Annotated in this window: 19 protein-coding genes and 1 tRNA gene; 11 read left to right on the plus strand and 9 right to left on the minus strand. The window is 60.9% G+C overall.

The genetic code is table 11. The features are described from left to right. The first annotated feature begins 819 nt into the window (after positions 1 to 819). A tRNA-Arg gene (locus ABEG21_RS11650) sits at positions 820 to 894 on the plus strand. A 128-nt stretch (positions 895 to 1,022) separates the two neighbouring features. Here ABEG21_RS11650 and ABEG21_RS11655 read toward each other — a convergent pair. The 3 genes from ABEG21_RS11655 to ABEG21_RS11665 all read right to left on the minus strand — a co-directional run bounded on the left by ABEG21_RS11655 (position 1,023) and on the right by ABEG21_RS11665 (position 2,118). Then, a complete protein-coding gene (locus ABEG21_RS11655) occupies positions 1,023 to 1,319 on the minus strand; it encodes an addiction module antidote protein (protein ID WP_347554759.1) in 297 nt (98 codons plus the stop codon). 3 nt (positions 1,320 to 1,322) lie between these two features. Then, positions 1,323 to 1,619 carry a type II toxin-antitoxin system RelE/ParE family toxin gene (locus ABEG21_RS11660; RefSeq protein ID WP_347554760.1) on the minus strand — a complete coding sequence of 99 codons (297 nt, stop codon included), beginning with the start codon at positions 1,617 to 1,619 and terminating at the stop codon, positions 1,323 to 1,325. A 229-nt stretch (positions 1,620 to 1,848) separates the two neighbouring features. Beyond that, a complete protein-coding gene (locus tag ABEG21_RS11665; protein WP_347554761.1) occupies positions 1,849 to 2,118 on the minus strand; it encodes a hypothetical protein in 270 nt (89 codons plus the stop codon). 1,028 nt (positions 2,119 to 3,146) lie between these two features. On the opposite strand from ABEG21_RS11665, the gene ABEG21_RS11670 reads away from it, so the two are divergent. After that, complete coding sequence (locus ABEG21_RS11670; RefSeq protein WP_347554762.1) at positions 3,147 to 3,869, plus strand: phospholipase D family protein; 723 nt, start codon at positions 3,147 to 3,149, stop codon at positions 3,867 to 3,869. Positions 3,870 to 4,075: 206 nt separating this feature from the next. Continuing rightward, positions 4,076 to 4,435 carry a TM2 domain-containing protein gene (locus ABEG21_RS11675; protein ID WP_347554763.1) on the plus strand — a complete coding sequence of 120 codons (360 nt, stop codon included), beginning with the start codon at positions 4,076 to 4,078 and terminating at the stop codon, positions 4,433 to 4,435. A 78-nt stretch (positions 4,436 to 4,513) separates the two neighbouring features. On the opposite strand, the gene map is transcribed toward ABEG21_RS11675, so the two are convergent. Further along, complete coding sequence (gene map / locus ABEG21_RS11680; RefSeq protein WP_347554764.1) at positions 4,514 to 5,308, minus strand: type I methionyl aminopeptidase; 795 nt, start codon at positions 5,306 to 5,308, stop codon at positions 4,514 to 4,516. Continuing rightward, positions 5,305 to 5,601 (minus strand): ParD-like family protein, encoded by a 297-nt coding sequence (locus tag ABEG21_RS11685; protein ID WP_347554765.1) that lies wholly within the window; start codon positions 5,599 to 5,601, stop codon positions 5,305 to 5,307. The genes map and ABEG21_RS11685 overlap by 4 nt, the downstream gene beginning before the upstream one ends. Before the next feature lie 169 nt (positions 5,602 to 5,770). Between ABEG21_RS11685 and crcB the strand changes: the two genes are divergently transcribed. The 3 genes from crcB to fumC all read left to right on the plus strand — a co-directional run bounded on the left by crcB (position 5,771) and on the right by fumC (position 9,676). Beyond that, positions 5,771 to 6,172 (plus strand): fluoride efflux transporter CrcB, encoded by a 402-nt coding sequence (crcB, locus tag ABEG21_RS11690; protein WP_347554766.1) that lies wholly within the window; start codon positions 5,771 to 5,773, stop codon positions 6,170 to 6,172. A 242-nt stretch (positions 6,173 to 6,414) separates the two neighbouring features. Continuing rightward, on the plus strand, positions 6,415 to 8,079 hold the full coding sequence (locus tag ABEG21_RS11695) for a phospholipase D family protein (protein ID WP_347554767.1): 1,665 nt from the start codon (positions 6,415 to 6,417) through the stop codon (positions 8,077 to 8,079). Positions 8,080 to 8,242: 163 nt separating this feature from the next. Continuing rightward, the gene (fumC, locus tag ABEG21_RS11700) at positions 8,243 to 9,676 is read left to right on the plus strand and encodes a class II fumarate hydratase (protein WP_347556751.1); all 1,434 of its coding nucleotides are present in this window, start codon (positions 8,243 to 8,245) and stop codon (positions 9,674 to 9,676) included. Positions 9,677 to 9,775: 99 nt separating this feature from the next. Here fumC and ABEG21_RS11705 read toward each other — a convergent pair whose 3' ends face one another. Further along, positions 9,776 to 10,000 (minus strand): hypothetical protein, encoded by a 225-nt coding sequence (locus ABEG21_RS11705; RefSeq protein ID WP_347554768.1) that lies wholly within the window; start codon positions 9,998 to 10,000, stop codon positions 9,776 to 9,778. Further along, on the minus strand, positions 9,960 to 10,796 hold the full coding sequence (locus tag ABEG21_RS11710; RefSeq protein ID WP_347554769.1) for a thymidylate synthase: 837 nt from the start codon (positions 10,794 to 10,796) through the stop codon (positions 9,960 to 9,962). Before ABEG21_RS11710 ends, ABEG21_RS11705 begins: the two co-directional genes overlap by 41 nt. Positions 10,797 to 10,950: 154 nt before the next feature. Here ABEG21_RS11710 and ABEG21_RS11715 point away from each other — a divergent pair, with 154 nt between their 5' ends. Further along, entirely contained in the window at positions 10,951 to 11,481 is a 531-nt protein-coding gene (locus ABEG21_RS11715) for a dihydrofolate reductase (protein ID WP_347554770.1), read from the plus strand. A gap of 6 nt (positions 11,482 to 11,487) precedes the next feature. On the opposite strand, the gene pmbA is transcribed toward ABEG21_RS11715, so the two are convergent. Continuing rightward, a complete protein-coding gene (pmbA, locus tag ABEG21_RS11720; RefSeq protein ID WP_347554771.1) occupies positions 11,488 to 12,864 on the minus strand; it encodes a metalloprotease PmbA in 1,377 nt (458 codons plus the stop codon). 110 nt (positions 12,865 to 12,974) lie between these two features. Here pmbA and yjgA point away from each other — a divergent pair, with 110 nt between their 5' ends. Next, positions 12,975 to 13,634, plus strand: coding sequence for a ribosome biogenesis factor YjgA (gene yjgA / locus ABEG21_RS11725; RefSeq protein WP_347554772.1), 660 nt, complete (start codon positions 12,975 to 12,977; stop codon positions 13,632 to 13,634). Positions 13,635 to 13,662: 28 nt separating this feature from the next. Further along, positions 13,663 to 14,286 (plus strand): molybdopterin adenylyltransferase, encoded by a 624-nt coding sequence (mog, locus tag ABEG21_RS11730; RefSeq protein ID WP_347556752.1) that lies wholly within the window; start codon positions 13,663 to 13,665, stop codon positions 14,284 to 14,286. A 26-nt stretch (positions 14,287 to 14,312) separates the two neighbouring features. On the opposite strand, the gene orn is transcribed toward mog, so the two are convergent. Beyond that, positions 14,313 to 14,942, minus strand: coding sequence for an oligoribonuclease (gene orn, locus ABEG21_RS11735; RefSeq protein WP_347554773.1), 630 nt, complete (start codon positions 14,940 to 14,942; stop codon positions 14,313 to 14,315). A 148-nt stretch (positions 14,943 to 15,090) separates the two neighbouring features. On the opposite strand from orn, the gene ABEG21_RS11740 reads away from it, so the two are divergent. Both ABEG21_RS11740 and rsgA read left to right on the plus strand, forming a co-directional pair. After that, a complete protein-coding gene (locus ABEG21_RS11740) occupies positions 15,091 to 16,359 on the plus strand; it encodes a M48 family metallopeptidase (protein WP_347554774.1) in 1,269 nt (422 codons plus the stop codon). Continuing rightward, entirely contained in the window at positions 16,346 to 17,302 is a 957-nt protein-coding gene (rsgA, locus tag ABEG21_RS11745) for a ribosome small subunit-dependent GTPase A (RefSeq protein ID WP_347554775.1), read from the plus strand. The genes ABEG21_RS11740 and rsgA overlap by 14 nt, the downstream gene beginning before the upstream one ends. Positions 17,303 to 17,311 lie beyond the last annotated feature (9 nt).

Here is a 17,311-nt window from a genome sequence, read left to right on the forward strand (position 1 = left end):
GTGACGCAAACGGGGAAGTATGGGAATGCGCGCGGGATTGGCTTTAGGGCCGGAGTACGGGAGCAGCGGAAATGGCGTGGGCTGAGCCGGTGGCGTCAGAACGGCGCGGCGGTTTTGCTTCAGCTTGGCGGTGAGGCTGGGGTGACGCGATTCGGGGCGTATCGGTTGCACGCTCGGCCGTCAGCCTGCCGACCGGCATTTTGCTTCCCGATCTCCTTGACGACGGCATAGGACGGCGAGGAGATCGGTCAGGTCAGAACGATACCCTTTCAGGCCTTCTTGGTATGACGCGATGCGGCGGCGGACAACGTCCGCTTGCGACGCACATTGCGCAATGTGTCATGAAACACGGTTACAACCGCCAAACCGAAGACTGCAGCACCACCCGCCAACCATTCCACGCCCATTTTCTATCCCCGACCCATGTCACGGAAAACGAATCACCATACCTACTACGTTAGCTGAAAATAAATTGACACGAAGCTGACGCAATGCTTTTTTACACAAGAATCCGCTCGGGCGATGCGGGCAAGCAACAATTATTCTCTGCGGAGGATGTGGTGCGGGGTTTTGGATGAGGATCTTCTGCTACGGCAATGTTTTGAAAGGTATTTTCTTGATTTGCTTTTCTGGATTGGCGGATTGGGTCTTAGGTGTAGGAAGGCTTTTTCCGGGGTGCAAATCGGGCTCTGCGACTGTAATCTTGTTGCAAGGAATTTCGGGTGCCGTCCGATCGGCTAATTTGGCGGCATTTTGAACGACGCCCCTACCCGCCCGCTAGGATCGCCTAAACACCCTCTGCTATACTCTGCCCCGCGTCTCCCCGTAGTTCAATGGATAGAACAAGTGCCTCCTAAGCGCTAGATACAGGTTCGATTCCTGTCGGGGGGACCAAGAACATCCCAAAGATTGCAAGCAACGCTAAGTTAACCCCGTCGAGCCCCGTGCTACGGGGTTTTTTATTGCCCACGTTCAGGAAGTTTGCCCATTGGCAGCAACGAGACTAGCGGCTGAACGCAAAATTACGTCGTCAGAGGTTCCGGGTGAAGTCTTAGACCGAGTGCACGTAGCACCTTGAGCATTGTGGCGAAGTCCGGACTACGTTCTCCAGAAAGGGCTTTATAAAGGCTTTCGCGGGACAGCCCGGCATCACGCGCGATATAAGACATACCACGAGCACGCGCCACATCGCCCACAGCGCGAGCGATGAATGCCGCATCGTCACCCGCGTCCTCGAAAGCGGCCTCGATATACGCTTGCATTTCTTCTTCGGTCCGCAGATGCTCGGCTACGTCGAAACGGGTTGTGGTTTTAGCCATGGCTCAGTCCTCAAGTTCGTTGGCAAGTCGCAGTGCTTGTCTAATGTCTTTGTCTTGGCTGCCTTTGTCGCCGCCACACAGCAGAATGATGAACACGCCACGGCGTTGCGTGTAGTACACCCGATAACCAGGGCCGTAGTCGATACGCATTTCCGATACACCCTCGCCAACTGGCTTGGCATCGCCCGGGTTGCCGTCCGCCAGCCTTTGCACCCGCACCTGAATGCGAGCGCGTGCGCGCACGTCTCTCAGGCCGTCAAGCCAGTCAGCAAATTCGATTGTTTTGCGCAATTCGATCATAGAACAAGTGTATCCCACTGGATACGATTGATCAATGCCGGAACATCTCGCACCGTCTCATATCGTCACATCATTGATCAGGTGCTTGAGGCAGGCATATAGAACCCGCCAAGGGATAGGTATCCACCTTTCTGACACGACGTCGCCAAACGGTAGTGCTGATGTCTGCCGTGGTGAAAAATAGAAACAAACGGCGCATGAATGATTGGCGTGTCAAATACAGACCGCCTTACCCCAATCGCCACTGATGGCGGCACGATTTGCACACGCCGTAGTGTTGACGATTACGTTGAAACAGCCAGACGACGAAACAAACGGGTGCGCCGAAAAACACCACCAGAATCGTGATCACCAACACGAAGATTCCGATGGCATCGTCGGCTGGGCTCGGCTGATCCACCGAACGCAACCACCCCAGGGACTGACTCAGCGGCTTCTTCCGAACCGTCGCCGTTCTTTCCCAGCACTTTGGGCAACGCAAGACTTCGATAGTCTCCACCCGAAATCCTTCTCTTTTATCATCGGTAACGATGTCGCCAGCGTCAAAGACCGCGTAGATAGGGCGTGCTTGCTGGTTCTTGGCAATGCAACACATTCAGCCGGTGACGACGCTTGCCGTACACCAGCGGGAACATCGAAAGCTGTCAAAGAACGTCAGCGTCGTGGCAACGATTCAGCCACGGTTGTCGCCCCGCCAGCGTGGAGCGACGCAATCGCCCGATTCACGAGATGCGCGCCCGTCAAATCCATGGTGTTCTGCGCCTGCCAGAGGATGGCGCAGGAGATCAGAGTGGCCACGGTGCCTAAGAGGAATCGCCCAGCGTTTTCCATCATTTTTCTCCTTTCCGTTCACTTTTAGGTAAACGGCCGCCCGTGAGGATCCTTTAGGAATCGACATTCTGTCGCCTCCTTTCGCGCATTTGCCCGGCCGCGCCGCCATTCGCCGCGGTTTAAGAAAAACTTTAGATTGGTGCTCGCTGGCGGAACGTTCCTTGCGCACGTTTGGGATGCAGGACCCACGTTCCAGGAGGAACGACATGACACAAGATCCGAATATCACCACCGAGCCAGATCTGAATGCCAGAACTGGACGATCCCGCTGACGCACCGCCGAATGAAGCGGACGAAGACGGAGAAGCGTTACCTACGGAGCCCGGAGACATCGATCCAATAGCGCCCTTACCGCGACCGGGCCAAGTCTAGATCGCCCTTCGCATGATCGCAGAACCTCGGCGCCCGCTTTCGCGGGCGTCTTTCTTATAACGCACCGCTCTCTTTCGCGCCCCGACTCAGCGCCAATCCACGCGATTACTCCTCTCGCATACCGGCCCTCGACACACATCGTTGCCCCATCCCGGCACACGCCCGAGTCAAAAATTCAGCACGCTCCGCTTACCCTCTTCTAAAGCCTTTCACCCATCGATCGTCCATTCGGACGACTTTGTCTGCCCAGAAAAATTAGGTAGCATTCCAAACGATAAAACCGACAGGCCAATTTGGTTTGTTCGGCGATCCAAGGGAGCAGCTATGCAGCGCAGAACGTTTGAGAGCGGTTCAACAGTCGTCGCGGTCCAAAGACGAGGTACTGGCGCAGTCCTAGCCAAGACTGATAAGAACAGTCGAAACCTCTGGGTAGCCTGCCTCCTCCTTCCCGCTGTCTTAGCCTGCAGCCCTCGTCTGACACATGCGCAAAACGTCTCGCTACTGAAGGACGCCAGCGTCGCCACGTATTTCTCCCCCAACGGCGGTGCAGTCCAAGCCCGAGTCGATCTGATCGACACGGCGAAAACCCGCGTGCTACTCGCCGGCTATGGCTTTACGTCCGACGCCATTGCGCAAGCGCTTATCAATGCCCACAAGCGCGGTGTAAAAGTCCAAGTCGTCATCGACAAAAGTAACGTTCACTCTCGACATTCGAAGGGTATGAATTTACAAGCGGCAGGAATCGATGTGCGCTCCCATCATGCCTACGCGATCATGCATCACAAGTTTGTCGTCGTCGATGACAAGGTCGCGTTCGGCTCGATGAATGCGACCGATGCCGGCGAGGCGCGCAACGCGGAAAATTGGAATGTCTTCTCGAACGCAGGCCCATTAGCGCGCGTCTACACGAAAGAATTCGAGCGACTATACGCAGGCGGGAGGGCATTCGAGGATCAGTCGATCGCCACAAAATCACGACGCACTACGGAAGATCTGCCCGCGTCGAATATCGCCCCCGTCAAAGCCGCACAAAAAAACGACGTCTAGTTCGCCCACGGCAAGCCTTCGCTGCAGAACGCAAAATGCCCGCTCACTGGCGGGCATCGCATCGCGACGACGGCTGACTGAAAATGAGATTCAACCCCTTATCTGAAGCCCATAATTCGTATCGCTGATCGGCGTGCCAGAAATGCACCGCAGATGAGACAGTTATCGGGTGCAAGAAGTACAGAAAAAGTAAATGGGTCTCAATAATGAATTCGACTGCAAACACATTGATGAAGTACGACGCCGGCAAGAAGGAGCTTTCCGCCGCCTATCTGCTCTGGTTTTGCCTGGGTTTTCTGGGCGGCCATCGCTACTATCTGAAGCGTATTCCCACGGGGCTTCTTCAAGCAGCGCTTTTTCCGATCGGTGTCGCTTTTGCAATAAGCATGAAGGACACCTTGGGTGCGATCGGCCCGACACTTTTCGCGCTCTCGGTGTGCGCCATCATCGTCTGGCAGATCGTCGATGCTTTTTTGATCCCGGGCATGGTTCGTAGATATAACCAAGCCCTTGCCGCAAAGCTCAATACCGGATCGGCCGATCCGCTGGATGTCGCGAAAAGCTGAGCGCGAGGATCGAAACGCACCGCCGAGGTCGGTAAGGCGCACCCGCGCAACGACTCATCAACGACCCATCGCGCCGGCTTAAATCGCCCCAAACTCCCCAACCCCATCCGGCCATTCGGTCAGCACGCGATAGCCATCGTCGGTCACCAGAACCATATGTTCCCACTGTGCGGACAGGCTACGATCGCGGGTCACAACGGTCCATCCATCCGGTAATTGCTTCACCGCAGCCAAGCCCGCATTAATCATCGGTTCGATCGTGAAAATCATGCCCGCCTTCAGCGTCATGCCCTCGCCCGGTCGGCCGTAATGCAGCACTTGCGGCGCATCGTGATAGATCGTGCCGATCCCGTGCCCGCAATACTCCCGCACCACGCCATAGCCCGCAGCGTGCGCGACCGATTGAATCGCGAAGCCGACATCCCCGAGCGTCGCGCCCGGACGGACCGCACGGATACCTGCACACATCGCGTCGTACGTCGTGCGGATCAAACGGCTCGCCAGCACGCTCGGCGTCCCCGCGCTATACATCCGGCTGGTGTCGCCATACCAACCATCCTTGATCAAGGCCACGTCGATATTGACGGTGTCGCCGTCCTTCAGCGCTTTCGATGTCGGAATACCGTGACAGACCACGTTATTCACCGACGCGCAAATCGTATGCTGATATCCGTGATAGCCGATATTGGCCGGAATCGCCCGCAACTCCTCGACGATGTAATCGTGGCAGATCCGGTCCAGCTGTTCCGTCGTCACGCCCGGCTTCACGTGTGGCGTGATCATCCGCAACACGTCCGCCGCCAACGCGCCCGCCGCTGCCGCCTGCGCGATCTCCGCTTCGTTGCGAATCGAGACCTTGGTCTTCTCCCTCATGCTGCTTTCCCCATCGCCTCGTGTCGGCGAGCATTATTCGTGGTCGCGTTGATTTCCGCGCCAGCGTGTTGATCGTTTTCCTGCAACGCCCCGTCCCCCTCCGGCGCGGCGCCCTGCATGTCCGCCTGGATCAGGATTCGGCAAATCTCGCCATACGCCAGCGACGGATACAGCTCCGACAACATGCCGACCCGCATCCAATGTTCCGCCTGCGCATTGATCGAACGGCCCAATGCGCCGCTCGTCGCGCGCAAATTGGCATGCATGACGTCCGATATTTTGACAATTCCCATGTCGCCCTCGAATATACGAAGTGTAGTCGTTTCATATACTACCAGCGACGTTCCCTGTCGTCACCCCATCGCGCGCAATTTGTCCGCATCATGGCGGCGAGGGTAGTTTGACGTCACAATGTGCGCGATTCGCGGCAATTCCGCCGCGCTCACTTCACGCATCCGTTTTATGACGCTGCTCAGTTCCGCTCTCTGCAAATCGATCCTCGCCATTGCAATCGGATCGGCGCTCGGCGCGCTGTTTCGCTGGTTTCTGGCGCTTCGGCTAAACGCACTGTTGCCCGGTATGCCGATGGGCACCCTTGCCGCCAATCTGATCGGTGGCTATGTCATCGGCGTCGCCATCGCCAGTTTCGCGGCGGTACCGTCCATCAGCCCGGTCTGGCGTGTGCTCATCACCACCGGCTTCTGCGGCGGTTTGACGACGTTTTCCACCTTCTCCGCTGAAACCGTTGGCTTGCTGCAAGCCGGCCGTATGGGATGGGCAATCGCATCGATCGCCGCCAACTTGATCGGATCCCTCTGCGCCACCAGCCTCGGGCTGCTGACCGTCCGACTATTCGTGCGCTGACAATGCATGGCCCCCGCCAAGCAGCTGGCCGCCCCGCCGACCGGGGTGCCAAGGCCCCCTCGCGTTCTTCCCATCTTCGCCATCCGCATCCCGGCACGTACCGTGCTTAGATCCATTTCGCGCGACCGCCCCAACCGACGAAGTGCCGCACGATCGGAAGCGCGATTTCTCATAGAATGAATTGGACGGCCCGCTGACGACGCGCCCACTTTCCGACGATTAATTTAAAAGACATAGCCAATATGCGGTTTCAGCACGGGTTTCAGTGGTCGGCGGCAGCGCCGGGTTTTAAAAATGGGTCTGATCTTTTAAGCCGCTTTTGGCTCATCCTGGCGGCAGCCGCATTGCTTGCCCTGACCGGCTGCGCCACGACGCGCCCTGCCGCCTCCAGCTTCGTTCGCCAGCAATCCCAGGCACTCTCACCCGATACGCCCACCCCGCTGGCCGCATCGTTTGCCGCCGCCCGCGCCGCCCATCCCGGCGAATCCGGTTTCCATCTGCTGATTCAGGGCAAGGAAGCGCTGGCGGCACGCATCGCGCTCGCCCGCTCCGCCACGCGCACGCTCGATATCCAGTACTACATCGCCAACGAAGACAACACCGGCAAGCTGTTGCTCGAAGCAGCCGTCCGTGCCGCCGAACGCGGCGTGCGGGTGCGCATGCTCATCGACGACATGAATTTCAAGGACATCGACTCGACCATGGCGGTGTTGAATTCCACGCCGAATATCGAGATCCGCGTCTTCAATCCGTTTGCCACGCACGACGAAGGCGCCTTGCGCCGCATGGGCAATGTCGTCACGCATCTCGACACCTTGACGCGCCGCATGCACAACAAGGCGATGATTGCCGATAATCAGGCATCGATCACCGGCGGACGCAATGTCGGCGACGAGTACTTCGATGCCAGCCCCTCGATCACTTTCCGCGACATCGACATCCTGTCCGTCGGGCCGATCGTGCCGGATATTTCGCGCAGCTTCGACATTTTCTGGAACAGCGAGGAAAGCTATCCGCTGAAGGCGTTGAACAATCAGCGCTTCAAGGCAGCGAAGATCGCCAAGGTGCGTTCCCAACTTCGCCAGCATTGGGAAGAAATGTCGACGATGACGGGCGGCGCGGATTTGGACGAACCGCCGTTGGCACGTCAGATCCGCACCGGCCAGACGCCGTTGGTCTGGGCGAAAGCGACCTTTTTCACCGATACGCCGCGCAAGATCATCACGCCGACCGATGACTACGTGAGTCCGCCAACGCAGCGCATCTGGCAACTCGCGGACCAGTCCTCGCAGAGTTTTATCCTCATCTCGCCGTATTTCGTCCCGCACAACGACAGCATCGATCACCTCGGTGCGATGGTGGCCAATGGCGTTCACGTCTCCGTATTGACCAATTCGCTAGCCGCCACCGATGCACCGGCCGTGCAGGCCGGCTATGCCCCGGCGCGGGTGCCCTTGCTGAAAAGGGGCGTGGCCCTGTATGAGTTCAAAGCCATCAACGGCGAGCACCGCCCCGGTCTGATCGGCTCGCACTCTCGCGCCAGTCTGCACGCGAAGGCCTATGTGTTCGACAACAAGATCCTGCTGATCGGCTCTCCCAACCTCGATCCGCGTTCCGCCGGTCTGAATACCGAGATGGCGATCGAAGTCGACAGTCCGATACTGGCGGCCCAGGTCACGGACCTGTTCGATAAAGCAGCTTCGCTCGATGAGAGTTACCATGTGACGCTGGCTGATCGCGACGCCTTGTCGCAAACCGGTTCCTCCGGCGCGCCACCGTCGCCGTTGATCTGGACGACGCGCGATCACGGCCAGTTGCAGACGTACAACTTCGATCCCGATGCCGGGCTGTGGCGGAACGTACTGACCGGCATCTTTTTTATCTTGCCGTTGAAAAACCAGTTGTAAGAAGCGAACGACCCTGCGCGCAGCCAGATCCACGCACGCGCCGCACCGTGATACCGGCGCGGCCCCGACGTGCCTGCGCGCCAGCATGAGACGTCCCGAGGCGTCGCTCCCCCCAGCGGCAGCCCGACGACCGGTCGCACGACGGCGCATTCTGGAGTGCATGATGACAGCAGACGCGAAGCAGGCTTCTTCCCACCCCGCCGATCACGGCGCGGTCCGCATGGAACGCGACACGTTCGGCGAGATCGCGGTGCCGTCCGACAAGCTATGGGGCGCGCAAACGCAGCGATCCCTGCAGAATTTCAAGATTTCCACCGAGAAGCAATCGCTGGAAATGATCCACGCGCTGGCTATCGTCAAGCGCGCCGCCGCCGCCGTGAATCAGCAATTGGGCGTGCTGGCGGACGATCGCGCAAAGGCGATCATCGCCGCCGCCGACGAGGTCATCGAGGGCAAGCACTCGGACGAATTCCCGCTCGCGGTATGGCAGACCGGCTCCGGTACGCAGACCAATATGAACCTCAACGAGGTGCTGGCGAACCGGGCGAGCGAGTTGATGGGCGGAGAGCGTGGCGAATCCCGCAAGGTGCACCCGAACGATGACGTCAATCGCGGCCAGTCGTCGAACGACGTCTTCCCCACCGCGATGCACGTCGCTGCCGCCTACGCGGTACACAACACGCTGTTGCCGGCCCTCGCGTTGTTGCGCGACACGCTGCAAGCAAAGTCGAAGGCGTTTGACGACATCGTAAAGATCGGTCGGACCCATTTGCAAGATGCGACGCCGCTGACATTGGGCCAGGAGTTCTCCGGCTATGTCGCGCAGCTCAACCAGGCGATCAAGCACGCGGAAGCGGCGCAACCGCATCTGTACGAATTGGCGCTGGGTGGCACCGCCGTCGGTACCGGCCTGAACGCGCATCCGGAATTCGCCGTGAAGGTGGCGGCTGAAATTGCGCGCCTGACCAAGCTTCCCTTCGTCACCGCGCCGAACAAGTTCGAGGTAATGGCTGCCGCCGATGCACTGGTGCATGCGCATGGTGCGTTGAAAACGGTGGCCGCGGGCCTGATGAAGATCACCAACGACATCCGTTGGCTCGCCAGCGGTCCGCGATGCGGCCTGGGCGAACTGTCGATTCCGGAAAACGAACCGGGCAGCTCGATCATGCCGGGCAAGGTCAATCCGACCCAATCGGAAGCAGTCACGATGCTGTGCTGCCAGGTGTTCGGCAACGACGTCGCCGTGAACTTCGGCGGCGCGAGCGGCAACTTCGAGTTGAATGTGTTCCGTCCGATGATTGCGCACAACGTGCTGCAATCGGTGCGTCTGCTCGCCGACGGTGCACGCAGTTTCAACGACAACTGCGCGATCGGCATCGAACCCAATCGCGAACGCATCACGTCGCTGATGAATGAATCGTTGATGCTGGTAACGGCGCTGAACCCGCACATCGGCTATGACAAGGCCGCGCAGATTGCCAAGAAAGCGCATAAGGACGGCTCGACGCTGAAAGCGGCCGCGCTCGCCCTTGGCCACGTCACCGATGCGCAGTTCGATGAATGGGTGCGCCCGGAAGACATGGTCGGCAAGCGCTGATCCCGGCTAGACGCCTGCCAGACGGATCCAGGCGCCTCCCGAAATACAAAACGGCCCGACGGGCCGTTTTTTTATGCGCGGGCATCAAGACCAGGCCGCTCAGCGACTCCGAAACGAGACGCCCTGATCGATCGTGCCGTACATCGAAATCCCGTTGGCGCTTTGCGCACCGCCCCCGCCGCTGCCCGCGCATCCGCCCAGGACGATCGTCGCGGCGAGCAGGACGCCCGCCATGCCCGCACGACGCAGGCCCTTCCGCAGAATGGGACGCGCGCCACGCGGTTCAGATAGCGATGGGCGCGGCAATATGCGGATGCGGGTCATAATCGACGATCTCGAAGTCTTCGAAGCGGTAATCCAGAATCGACGCCGGCTTGCGGTGGATTTTCAGCTTCGGCAGCGCGCGCGGCGCGCGCTCCAACTGCAGCGCCGCCTGCTCGACGTGGTTCGAATACAAATGCGCATCGCCTATCGAGTGAATGATCTCGCCCGGCTCCAAGCCCACTTGTTGCGCCAACATATGCGTCAGGAACGCCACCGACGCGCAGTTATACGGCACGCCCAGGAACCAGTCGCCGGATCGCTGCGTCAGCATGCAGCTCAGCCGACCGTCGGTCACATTGAACTGGTACATGACGTGGCAAGGCGGCAACGCCATCCGGCCCGCCGCCGCGTTTTCCACCGGCGAGCGCGATTCATCGGGCAGGTAGGACACATTCCACGCATTCAGAATATGGCGCCGGCTGTTCGGCTTACGCGTCAGCGAATCGACCAAGGCCGCAATCTGGTCCGTCGTCGAGCCATCCGGGTTCGGCCAGTGACGCCATTGCGCACCATAGACCGGCCCCAATTCGCCGTCCGGCGTCGCCCATTCGTCCCAGATCGTGACCTTGTTTTCGTGCAGATAGCGCAGATTGGTGTCGCCGCGCAGAAACCACAGCAGCTCATGCAGGATCGAGCGGATATGCAGCTTCTTCGTCGTCAGCAGCGGAAAACCGTCGGCCAGGTCGTGGCGATACATCACCCCGAAAATCGACCGCGTTCCCGTACCGGTCCGGTCTCCCTTGACGTGACCCTGCTCGAGAAGTTGCCGCATAACGGCGAGGTACTGCTGGTCCATGCGCGAACACTCGTAGAGAAATAGCTGACGGACGTATTTTACTCCCGCTCCTCGTCGCGGGGCGGATTCCGATCGGCGCGGTCCGCTGAAGCTCTGGCGCTACAATATCCGGCCAACGACATCCCGCGGCATCCACGCCTTTATCGAAGCGCCCATGACTCAGCAAACGCCCCAACCCGCACCGCATCTCACCCTGATCGTCGCCCGCGCGCGTAACGGCGTGATCGGGCGCGACAACCAACTCCCCTGGCATCTGCCCGAGGATCTGGCCTATTTCAAGAAAACGACGATGGGGGCGCCGGTCGTCATGGGGCGGAAGACCCACGAGTCGATCGGTCGCCCGTTGCCAGGGCGCCGCAATGTCGTGGTCACGCGCGATTCGGCGCGTCAGTTTGCCGGCTGCGATACCGTAAACAGCCTGGAGCAGGCCCTCGACGCCTGTGCAAGCGATGGCGTATCGGAGGTGTTTCTGATCGGCGGCGCGCAGCTGTATGCGGAAGGCATCGGGCTGGCGCAGCGCCTGCTGATCACCGAAGTGGATGCCGACGTCGAAGGCGACGCGCATTTCGCCGCCCCGGATCCCGCCGTCTGGGAGGAAACGGGCCGCGATAGCCATCCGGCCCTGACGCGCGACGACGGCTCGACCCGGCTGGGCTATGCCTTTGTCACGTATCGCCGTCGCTGACCGTCCTTAGGCGCGACCCGCGATCGTCATCTTTTCGATCAGGATCGAACCGCAGGTTTTATTGCCGCGCACCAGCTCGTCGGCGCCGACGGCCACGATATGCCGCAGCATATCGCCCAGATTGCCGGCGATCGTGATTTCCTCGACCGGATACTGGATCTTGCCGTTTTCGACCCAGAAACCCGATGCGCCGCGCGAGTAATCGCCGGTGATTAGATTGACGCCCTGGCCCATCAGATCGGTCACCAGCAGGCCGGTGCCGAGTTTGCGCAACATCGCGTCGAGATCGTCACCCGGCTGGGTCAGCTTGCTGCGAATCGTCAGGTTATGCGCGCCGCCGGCGTTGCCGGTGGTCGGCATGCCGAGCTTTCGCGCCGAATACGTCGACAGGAAATAGCCGCGCAGGATGCCGTCCTCGACGAAGGCGCGCTTGGTGACGCGCACCCCTTCGTCGTCGAACGGCGCGCTGCCCATGGCACCGACGACGAACGGATCCTCGGTGATGCTGATGTGATCGGCCAATACCGGACGATCGAGGCTATCGAGCAGAAAAGTCGCCTTGCGATATAAGGCGCCCCCGCCCACGGCCTGCGTCAAGGACCCGATCAGGCCCATCGCGATCGGTGCCTCGAACAACACCGGCGCCTTGCGCGTATCGATCGGCCGCGCGCCCAGTCGCGACAAAGCGCGCTCGGCAGCGTAGCGACCGATCTTCTCCGGCGCGCTCAACTGATCGGCGTTACGCTTGACCGAATGCCAGTCGTCGCGCTGCATCTGGCCGTTCAGCCCGGCGATCGGGGCGCACGAGACAAAATGCCGCGACACCGGGTAACCGCCGATAAAGCCCCGACTGGTGGCCAGCACGAACTGCGAATGCTGCGCCGCCACCGTCGCGCCGTCGGAATTTTCGATATGCGGATCGACGTCGAACGCTGCCTGTTCGGCCCGCCGGGCAATCTCGACGGCGGCTTCCGCCTGCAGATCCCACGGGTGGAACAGGTCGAGATCGCGCGGGGCCGTTTCGAGCAACGCTTCCTCGGCCAGGCCGGCGCAGTCGTCTTCGGCGGTAAAGCGGGCGATGTTGTAAGCGGCGGCGACCGTGTCGCGCAAGGCCTTCGCCGTGAAATCGGACGTGCTGGCGTTGCCGCGACGGTTGCCGATGAACACCGTGACACCGACGGATTTATCGCGGTTGTGCTCGATCGTCTCTACCTGGCCACGGCGTACGCTGACGGACAGGCCGTCGCTTTCCGAAATTTCGGTGGCGGCATCGGTGCCGCCGATTTCCTTCGCGTACTTCAGGATATCGCTGGCGATCCCCTTCAACTGGTCCTGGGAATGCGGGAACAAACGCGAGGTCTTGGACGTATGAGCTGCAGGCATGGGTTGACGTATCTCCTCGGAAGCCTGGATAGGGACCAGGCGGCCATCGCCCGATCATATCAAACCCTGCCAACCCGCACAGGGGCGCGCTGGGTCTGTACAATTCGCGAATGACTCGCAAACGAAACGCCAGCCGTGCAGGGGAAGCCGGCCGGCCCAATGAACTCCCCGAAAGCCCGCTGGGTCCTGATGGTCAACCGGTCTATGACCGGCCCAGTAAAACACAACTCAAGCGCGATATGACCGCGCTTCAGAAATTGGGCAAAGAATTAGCGGAACTGCCAAAAGAGGCCTTCCGCAAATTGCCGCTGCCTGAAGCGCTGTTCGACGCCCTCACGGAAACACGTCGAATCTCTGACCACGAAGGCCGTCGCCGACAACTGCAGTTCGTCGGCAAGGTCATGCGACGCCTGGACGACGAGGATGTGGCCGCGTTGCGGCAGACGCTCGACAAGATCCGGGGCATCAGCCGCGCTGAGACAGTCAAGCTGCACGCCATCGAACGGTGGCGCGACGTGCTGATCGAATCCGACGAGGCGCTGACCGACTTCATGCAACGCTACCCGGAAGCCGACGTGCAGCAGGGCCGCACGCTGATCCGCAATGCGCGCCGCGAAGGCCAGCAGCAAGGCTCGCCGCGTTACTACCGCGAACTGTTCCAATGGGTGAAGGCCGCCCATGAGGCGCACGAGGGCGGCGGTAGCGACGAGGAAACGGATGACGCAGACAGCGACGAGGACGACGATGACGATTTCGACGACCGCGACTGACGCATCGGGCGCGCCGAGCGCTAAAGTGTTGCGCCCCGGCCGCAGCCATCCGGATGAAGTCGTGATCGGTCTGGTCTCGATCAGTGATCGGGCCAGCGCCGGCACCTATCAGGATGCCGGCATCCCGGCCCTGACGGAATGGCTGGCAGCAGCGTTGCGCAGCCCCTTCCGTATCGAAACACGCCTGATCCCGGACGAGATTCCCGCCATCTCGGCGACACTGATCGAGCTTGTCGATCAGCTCGAATGCGATCTCGTGCTGACCACCGGCGGCACCGGGCCGTCCCGTCGGGACGTGACGCCGGAGGCCACACTTGCAGTAGGGACAAAGACGATGCCGGGCTTTGGCGAGCAGATGCGCCAGATCAGCCTGGCTTTCGTGCCGACGGCGATCCTGTCGCGGCAGGTCGCCGTGATTCGGGAGACCGACACGCACGCGGCGTTGATCGTCAACCTGCCGGGGCAGCCGAAGTCGATCAAGGAAACGTTGGAAGGATTACGCGAAGCCGATGGGACTCTCAAGGTCCCGGGCATTTTCGCGGCGATACCGTACTGCGTCGACCTGATCGGTGGCCCGTATATGGAGACCCAAGCTGCCGTCGTCGACGCCTTTCGGCCGAAGTCGGCACGCCGCGCCAAACCGGACGCCTGAAGCGGCGGCCGACGATGCGCCCCGCTTTAGGCGACGGGCGCGTCGGCGCGGAGGAAATGCTGGCGGTAGTACTTCAATTCGTCGATCGATTCGACGATGTCGGCAAGCGCCGTATGCATCGCCCGCTTCTGGAAGCCCTTCATCAAGTCCGGGCGCCAGCGGCGTACCAGTTCCTTCAGCGTGCTGACGTCCAGATTGCGATAATGGAAGAAGTCCTCCAGTTCGGGCATCCAGCGCGCCATGAAGCGACGGTCCTGGCAAATCGAATTGCCGCACATCGGCGACTTGCCCGGCGGCACGTATTGCCCAAGGAAGGCGCGAATCTGGGCGATCGCGTCCGCTTCGGACACGGTCGATGCCTTGACGCGATCGATCAGGCCCGAACGGCCGTGCGTATTCTTGTTCCAGTCGTCCATCGCGTCCAACGCCGCATCCGATTGGTGGATGGCGAGCACCGGGCCCTCCACCAGAATCTGCAGTTGCGGATCGGTCACGACCACGGCAATTTCGATGATGCGATCGGTGTCCGGGAACAGACCGGTCATCTCCATGTCGACCCAGACAAGGTTGAACTCGCTGCGCGCAAGTGTCACGGGCGCGGAAGCGGACTCGGAGGGCGACGATGCGCCCGGTGTTTCAGACGAAGGAACGGACATGACGGCGACAGTAGCGAAGAAACGATAATTCCCGCATAGTGCCATACGGTCTGTGATATGCCCACCTCCGCCCTGTAAATCACGCGGCTGGCAGCCGCGACGGGGCAGTTCAGCGCACGATGTTGCGTAATTTGACGGACGCTTTGTCATGTTCTCGATCTTGTTCGCCATCGCCCTGGCTGCGATGGTTGCCACCAAACTGTGGCTCGGCCTGCGCCAGATTCGCCACGTCGCCGCACACCGTGCCAGCGTGCCGGCCCGCTTCGTCGACACGATCCCGCTGCGCTCGCACCAACGTGCCGCCGACTACACGGTCGCCCTTGCCAAATTGAGCGCCACGGAAGTCGTCGCCGGCGCCGTCGTGCTGGCCCTGCTGACGCTGGGCGGCGGCACCGGTACCCTCGACATCTGGCTCTCGGGCCTGCTCGGTCATGGCATCGTGCAGCAGGTCGTATTGATCGGCGTCGTGGTGGCGATCACGAGCCTGGTGGATCTGCCCTTCGACTATCTCCGACACTTCGTGGTGGAGGAGCGCTTCGGCTTCAACAAGATGACACCCGGCGTGTTTTTCGCCGATCTGATCAAATCGACGGCGATCGGCACCGTGCTGGGCCTGCCCCTGTTGCTCGTCGTGCTCTGGCTGATGGCCCGCGCCGGCGCCTTGTGGTGGCTATATGCCTGGGCCGTCTGGGTCGGCTTCAATGTCCTGGTGCTGGTGCTCTATCCCACCTTGATCGCGCCGATGTTCAACAAATTCAAGCCCTTGGATGACGACGCGCTGCGGATCCGAATCGAGTCCCTGCTGCAACGCTGCGGCTTTGCGGCAAAGGGGCTGTTCGTCATGGACGGCAGCCGCCGTTCGGCGCATGGCAATGCCTATTTCACCGGCTTTGGCGCGGCAAAGCGCATCGTCTTTTTCGACACGCTGATTTCGCGTTTGTCCGGCGATGAGATCGAAGCCGTATTGGCGCATGAGCTGGGCCACTTCAAGCGCCGCCATGTCATCAAACGCATGGTGGCGACCTTCGGCATCAGCCTGGCGTTGCTGGCCTTGTTGGGTTGGTTGATGCAGCAGACGTGGTTCTACACGGATCTGCATGTGACGCCGGACGACAGCGGCGCCGGCAATGCCGGGCTCGCCCTGCTGTTGTTTTTCCTGATCGCGCCGGTTTTCCTGTTTTTCGCCGGTCCGTTGAGCGCCCTGACCTCCCGCAAGCACGAGTTCGAAGCCGACGCGTTTGCGGCGGACCAGACGCGCGCGCAGGATCTCGTCAACGCGCTGGTCAAGCTGTATCAGGACAATGCGTCGACGCTGACGCCGGACCCGATGTACTCGGCTTTCTATTATTCGCATCCCCCCGCATCGCAGCGCATCGACCGCCTGCTGCAGTTGGAAGGTATTCGTGGCGCAACCTAAGCAAGTCCCTGCCCGTACGGCACCTCAGGAAACGTTCGAAGGAACGGTCATCGCCGCCCACGGCCGACACTACGTGGTCGCGCCCGACGATGGCAGTGCGTTGACCCAGGCATTTCCGCGCGGCAAGAAAAGCGATGTCGCGGTCAACGACCGCGTCAGCGTCGTGCGCCAGTCGGCCGACCAGGGCGTCATCGACGCGGTGTTGCCGCGTCGGAACCTGCTGTACCGCTCCGATCAATACAAATCCAAGCTGTTCGCGGCCAACCTCGATCAGATTGCCATCGTCGTGGCCACGGAGCCGCATTTCAGCGAGGACCTGCTGGGGCGTGCCTTGGTCGCCGCCGATGCACATGGCCTGGACGCCTGCATCATCCTCAACAAGGTGGACGTTACCGATGCGCTGGCGCATGCGCGGGGCCGTCTCGCGCCCTATGTCGCGCTCGGTTACCGGGTTTTCGAATTGTCGGCCGGCGCGGATCCCGAAGGCGCACACGCGACCTTGACACCAGCATTGGCCGGACGCACGACGCTGCTGCTGGGACAGTCGGGAATGGGAAAATCGACGCTGATCAATGTGCTGGTCCCCGGTGCGGAAGCCGCGACGCGCGAGATTTCAGCGGCGCTGCATGCCGGTAAGCACACGACCACCTTCACCCGCCGCTATGCCTTGCCGGCCGTGGCAGACGGCGACGATGCGCCGACGGCCCTGCTGGACTCGCCGGGATTCCAGGAGTTCGGCCTGCATCATCTCACCGAAGGCACCTTGGAACGCGCGCTGCCGGACTTTCGTCCGCTGCTGGGTGGTTGCCGTTTCTACAACTGCCGGCATCTGCACGAGCCGGGTTGCGCGATCCTGGAAGCGGTGGAAGACGGTCGCATCGCGCCGAACCGGCATGCGCTCTATGCGCAACTGGTACACGAGACGAACCAGGTCGTCCGCTAAGCCCGATCG

Origin of the sequence: Robbsia sp. KACC 23696 (assembly GCF_039852015.1) — a bacterium.
Lineage (GTDB): Bacteria > Pseudomonadota > Gammaproteobacteria > Burkholderiales > Burkholderiaceae > Robbsia.

Excerpts from the sequence above, each read along its gene's own strand:
- ABEG21_RS11655 (WP_347554759.1), bottom strand. The coding sequence starts at position 1,319 with ATGGCTAAAACCACAACCCGTTTCGACGTAGCCGAGCATCTGCGGACC.
- ABEG21_RS11660 (WP_347554760.1), bottom strand. The coding sequence starts at position 1,619 with ATGATCGAATTGCGCAAAACAATCGAATTTGCTGACTGGCTTGACGGC.
- ABEG21_RS11670 (WP_347554762.1), top strand. The coding sequence starts at position 3,147 with ATGCAGCGCAGAACGTTTGAGAGCGGTTCAACAGTCGTCGCGGTCCAA.
- ABEG21_RS11675 (WP_347554763.1), top strand. The coding sequence starts at position 4,076 with ATGAATTCGACTGCAAACACATTGATGAAGTACGACGCCGGCAAGAAG.
- map (WP_347554764.1), bottom strand. The coding sequence starts at position 5,308 with ATGAGGGAGAAGACCAAGGTCTCGATTCGCAACGAAGCGGAGATCGCG.
- ABEG21_RS11685 (WP_347554765.1), bottom strand. The coding sequence starts at position 5,601 with ATGGGAATTGTCAAAATATCGGACGTCATGCATGCCAATTTGCGCGCG.
- crcB (WP_347554766.1), top strand. The coding sequence starts at position 5,771 with ATGACGCTGCTCAGTTCCGCTCTCTGCAAATCGATCCTCGCCATTGCA.
- ABEG21_RS11695 (WP_347554767.1), top strand. The coding sequence starts at position 6,415 with ATGCGGTTTCAGCACGGGTTTCAGTGGTCGGCGGCAGCGCCGGGTTTT.
- fumC (WP_347556751.1), top strand. The coding sequence starts at position 8,243 with ATGACAGCAGACGCGAAGCAGGCTTCTTCCCACCCCGCCGATCACGGC.
- ABEG21_RS11705 (WP_347554768.1), bottom strand. The coding sequence starts at position 10,000 with ATGACCCGCATCCGCATATTGCCGCGCCCATCGCTATCTGAACCGCGT.
- ABEG21_RS11710 (WP_347554769.1), bottom strand. The coding sequence starts at position 10,796 with ATGGACCAGCAGTACCTCGCCGTTATGCGGCAACTTCTCGAGCAGGGT.
- ABEG21_RS11715 (WP_347554770.1), top strand. The coding sequence starts at position 10,951 with ATGACTCAGCAAACGCCCCAACCCGCACCGCATCTCACCCTGATCGTC.
- pmbA (WP_347554771.1), bottom strand. The coding sequence starts at position 12,864 with ATGCCTGCAGCTCATACGTCCAAGACCTCGCGTTTGTTCCCGCATTCC.
- yjgA (WP_347554772.1), top strand. The coding sequence starts at position 12,975 with ATGACTCGCAAACGAAACGCCAGCCGTGCAGGGGAAGCCGGCCGGCCC.
- orn (WP_347554773.1), bottom strand. The coding sequence starts at position 14,942 with ATGTCCGTTCCTTCGTCTGAAACACCGGGCGCATCGTCGCCCTCCGAG.
- ABEG21_RS11740 (WP_347554774.1), top strand. The coding sequence starts at position 15,091 with ATGTTCTCGATCTTGTTCGCCATCGCCCTGGCTGCGATGGTTGCCACC.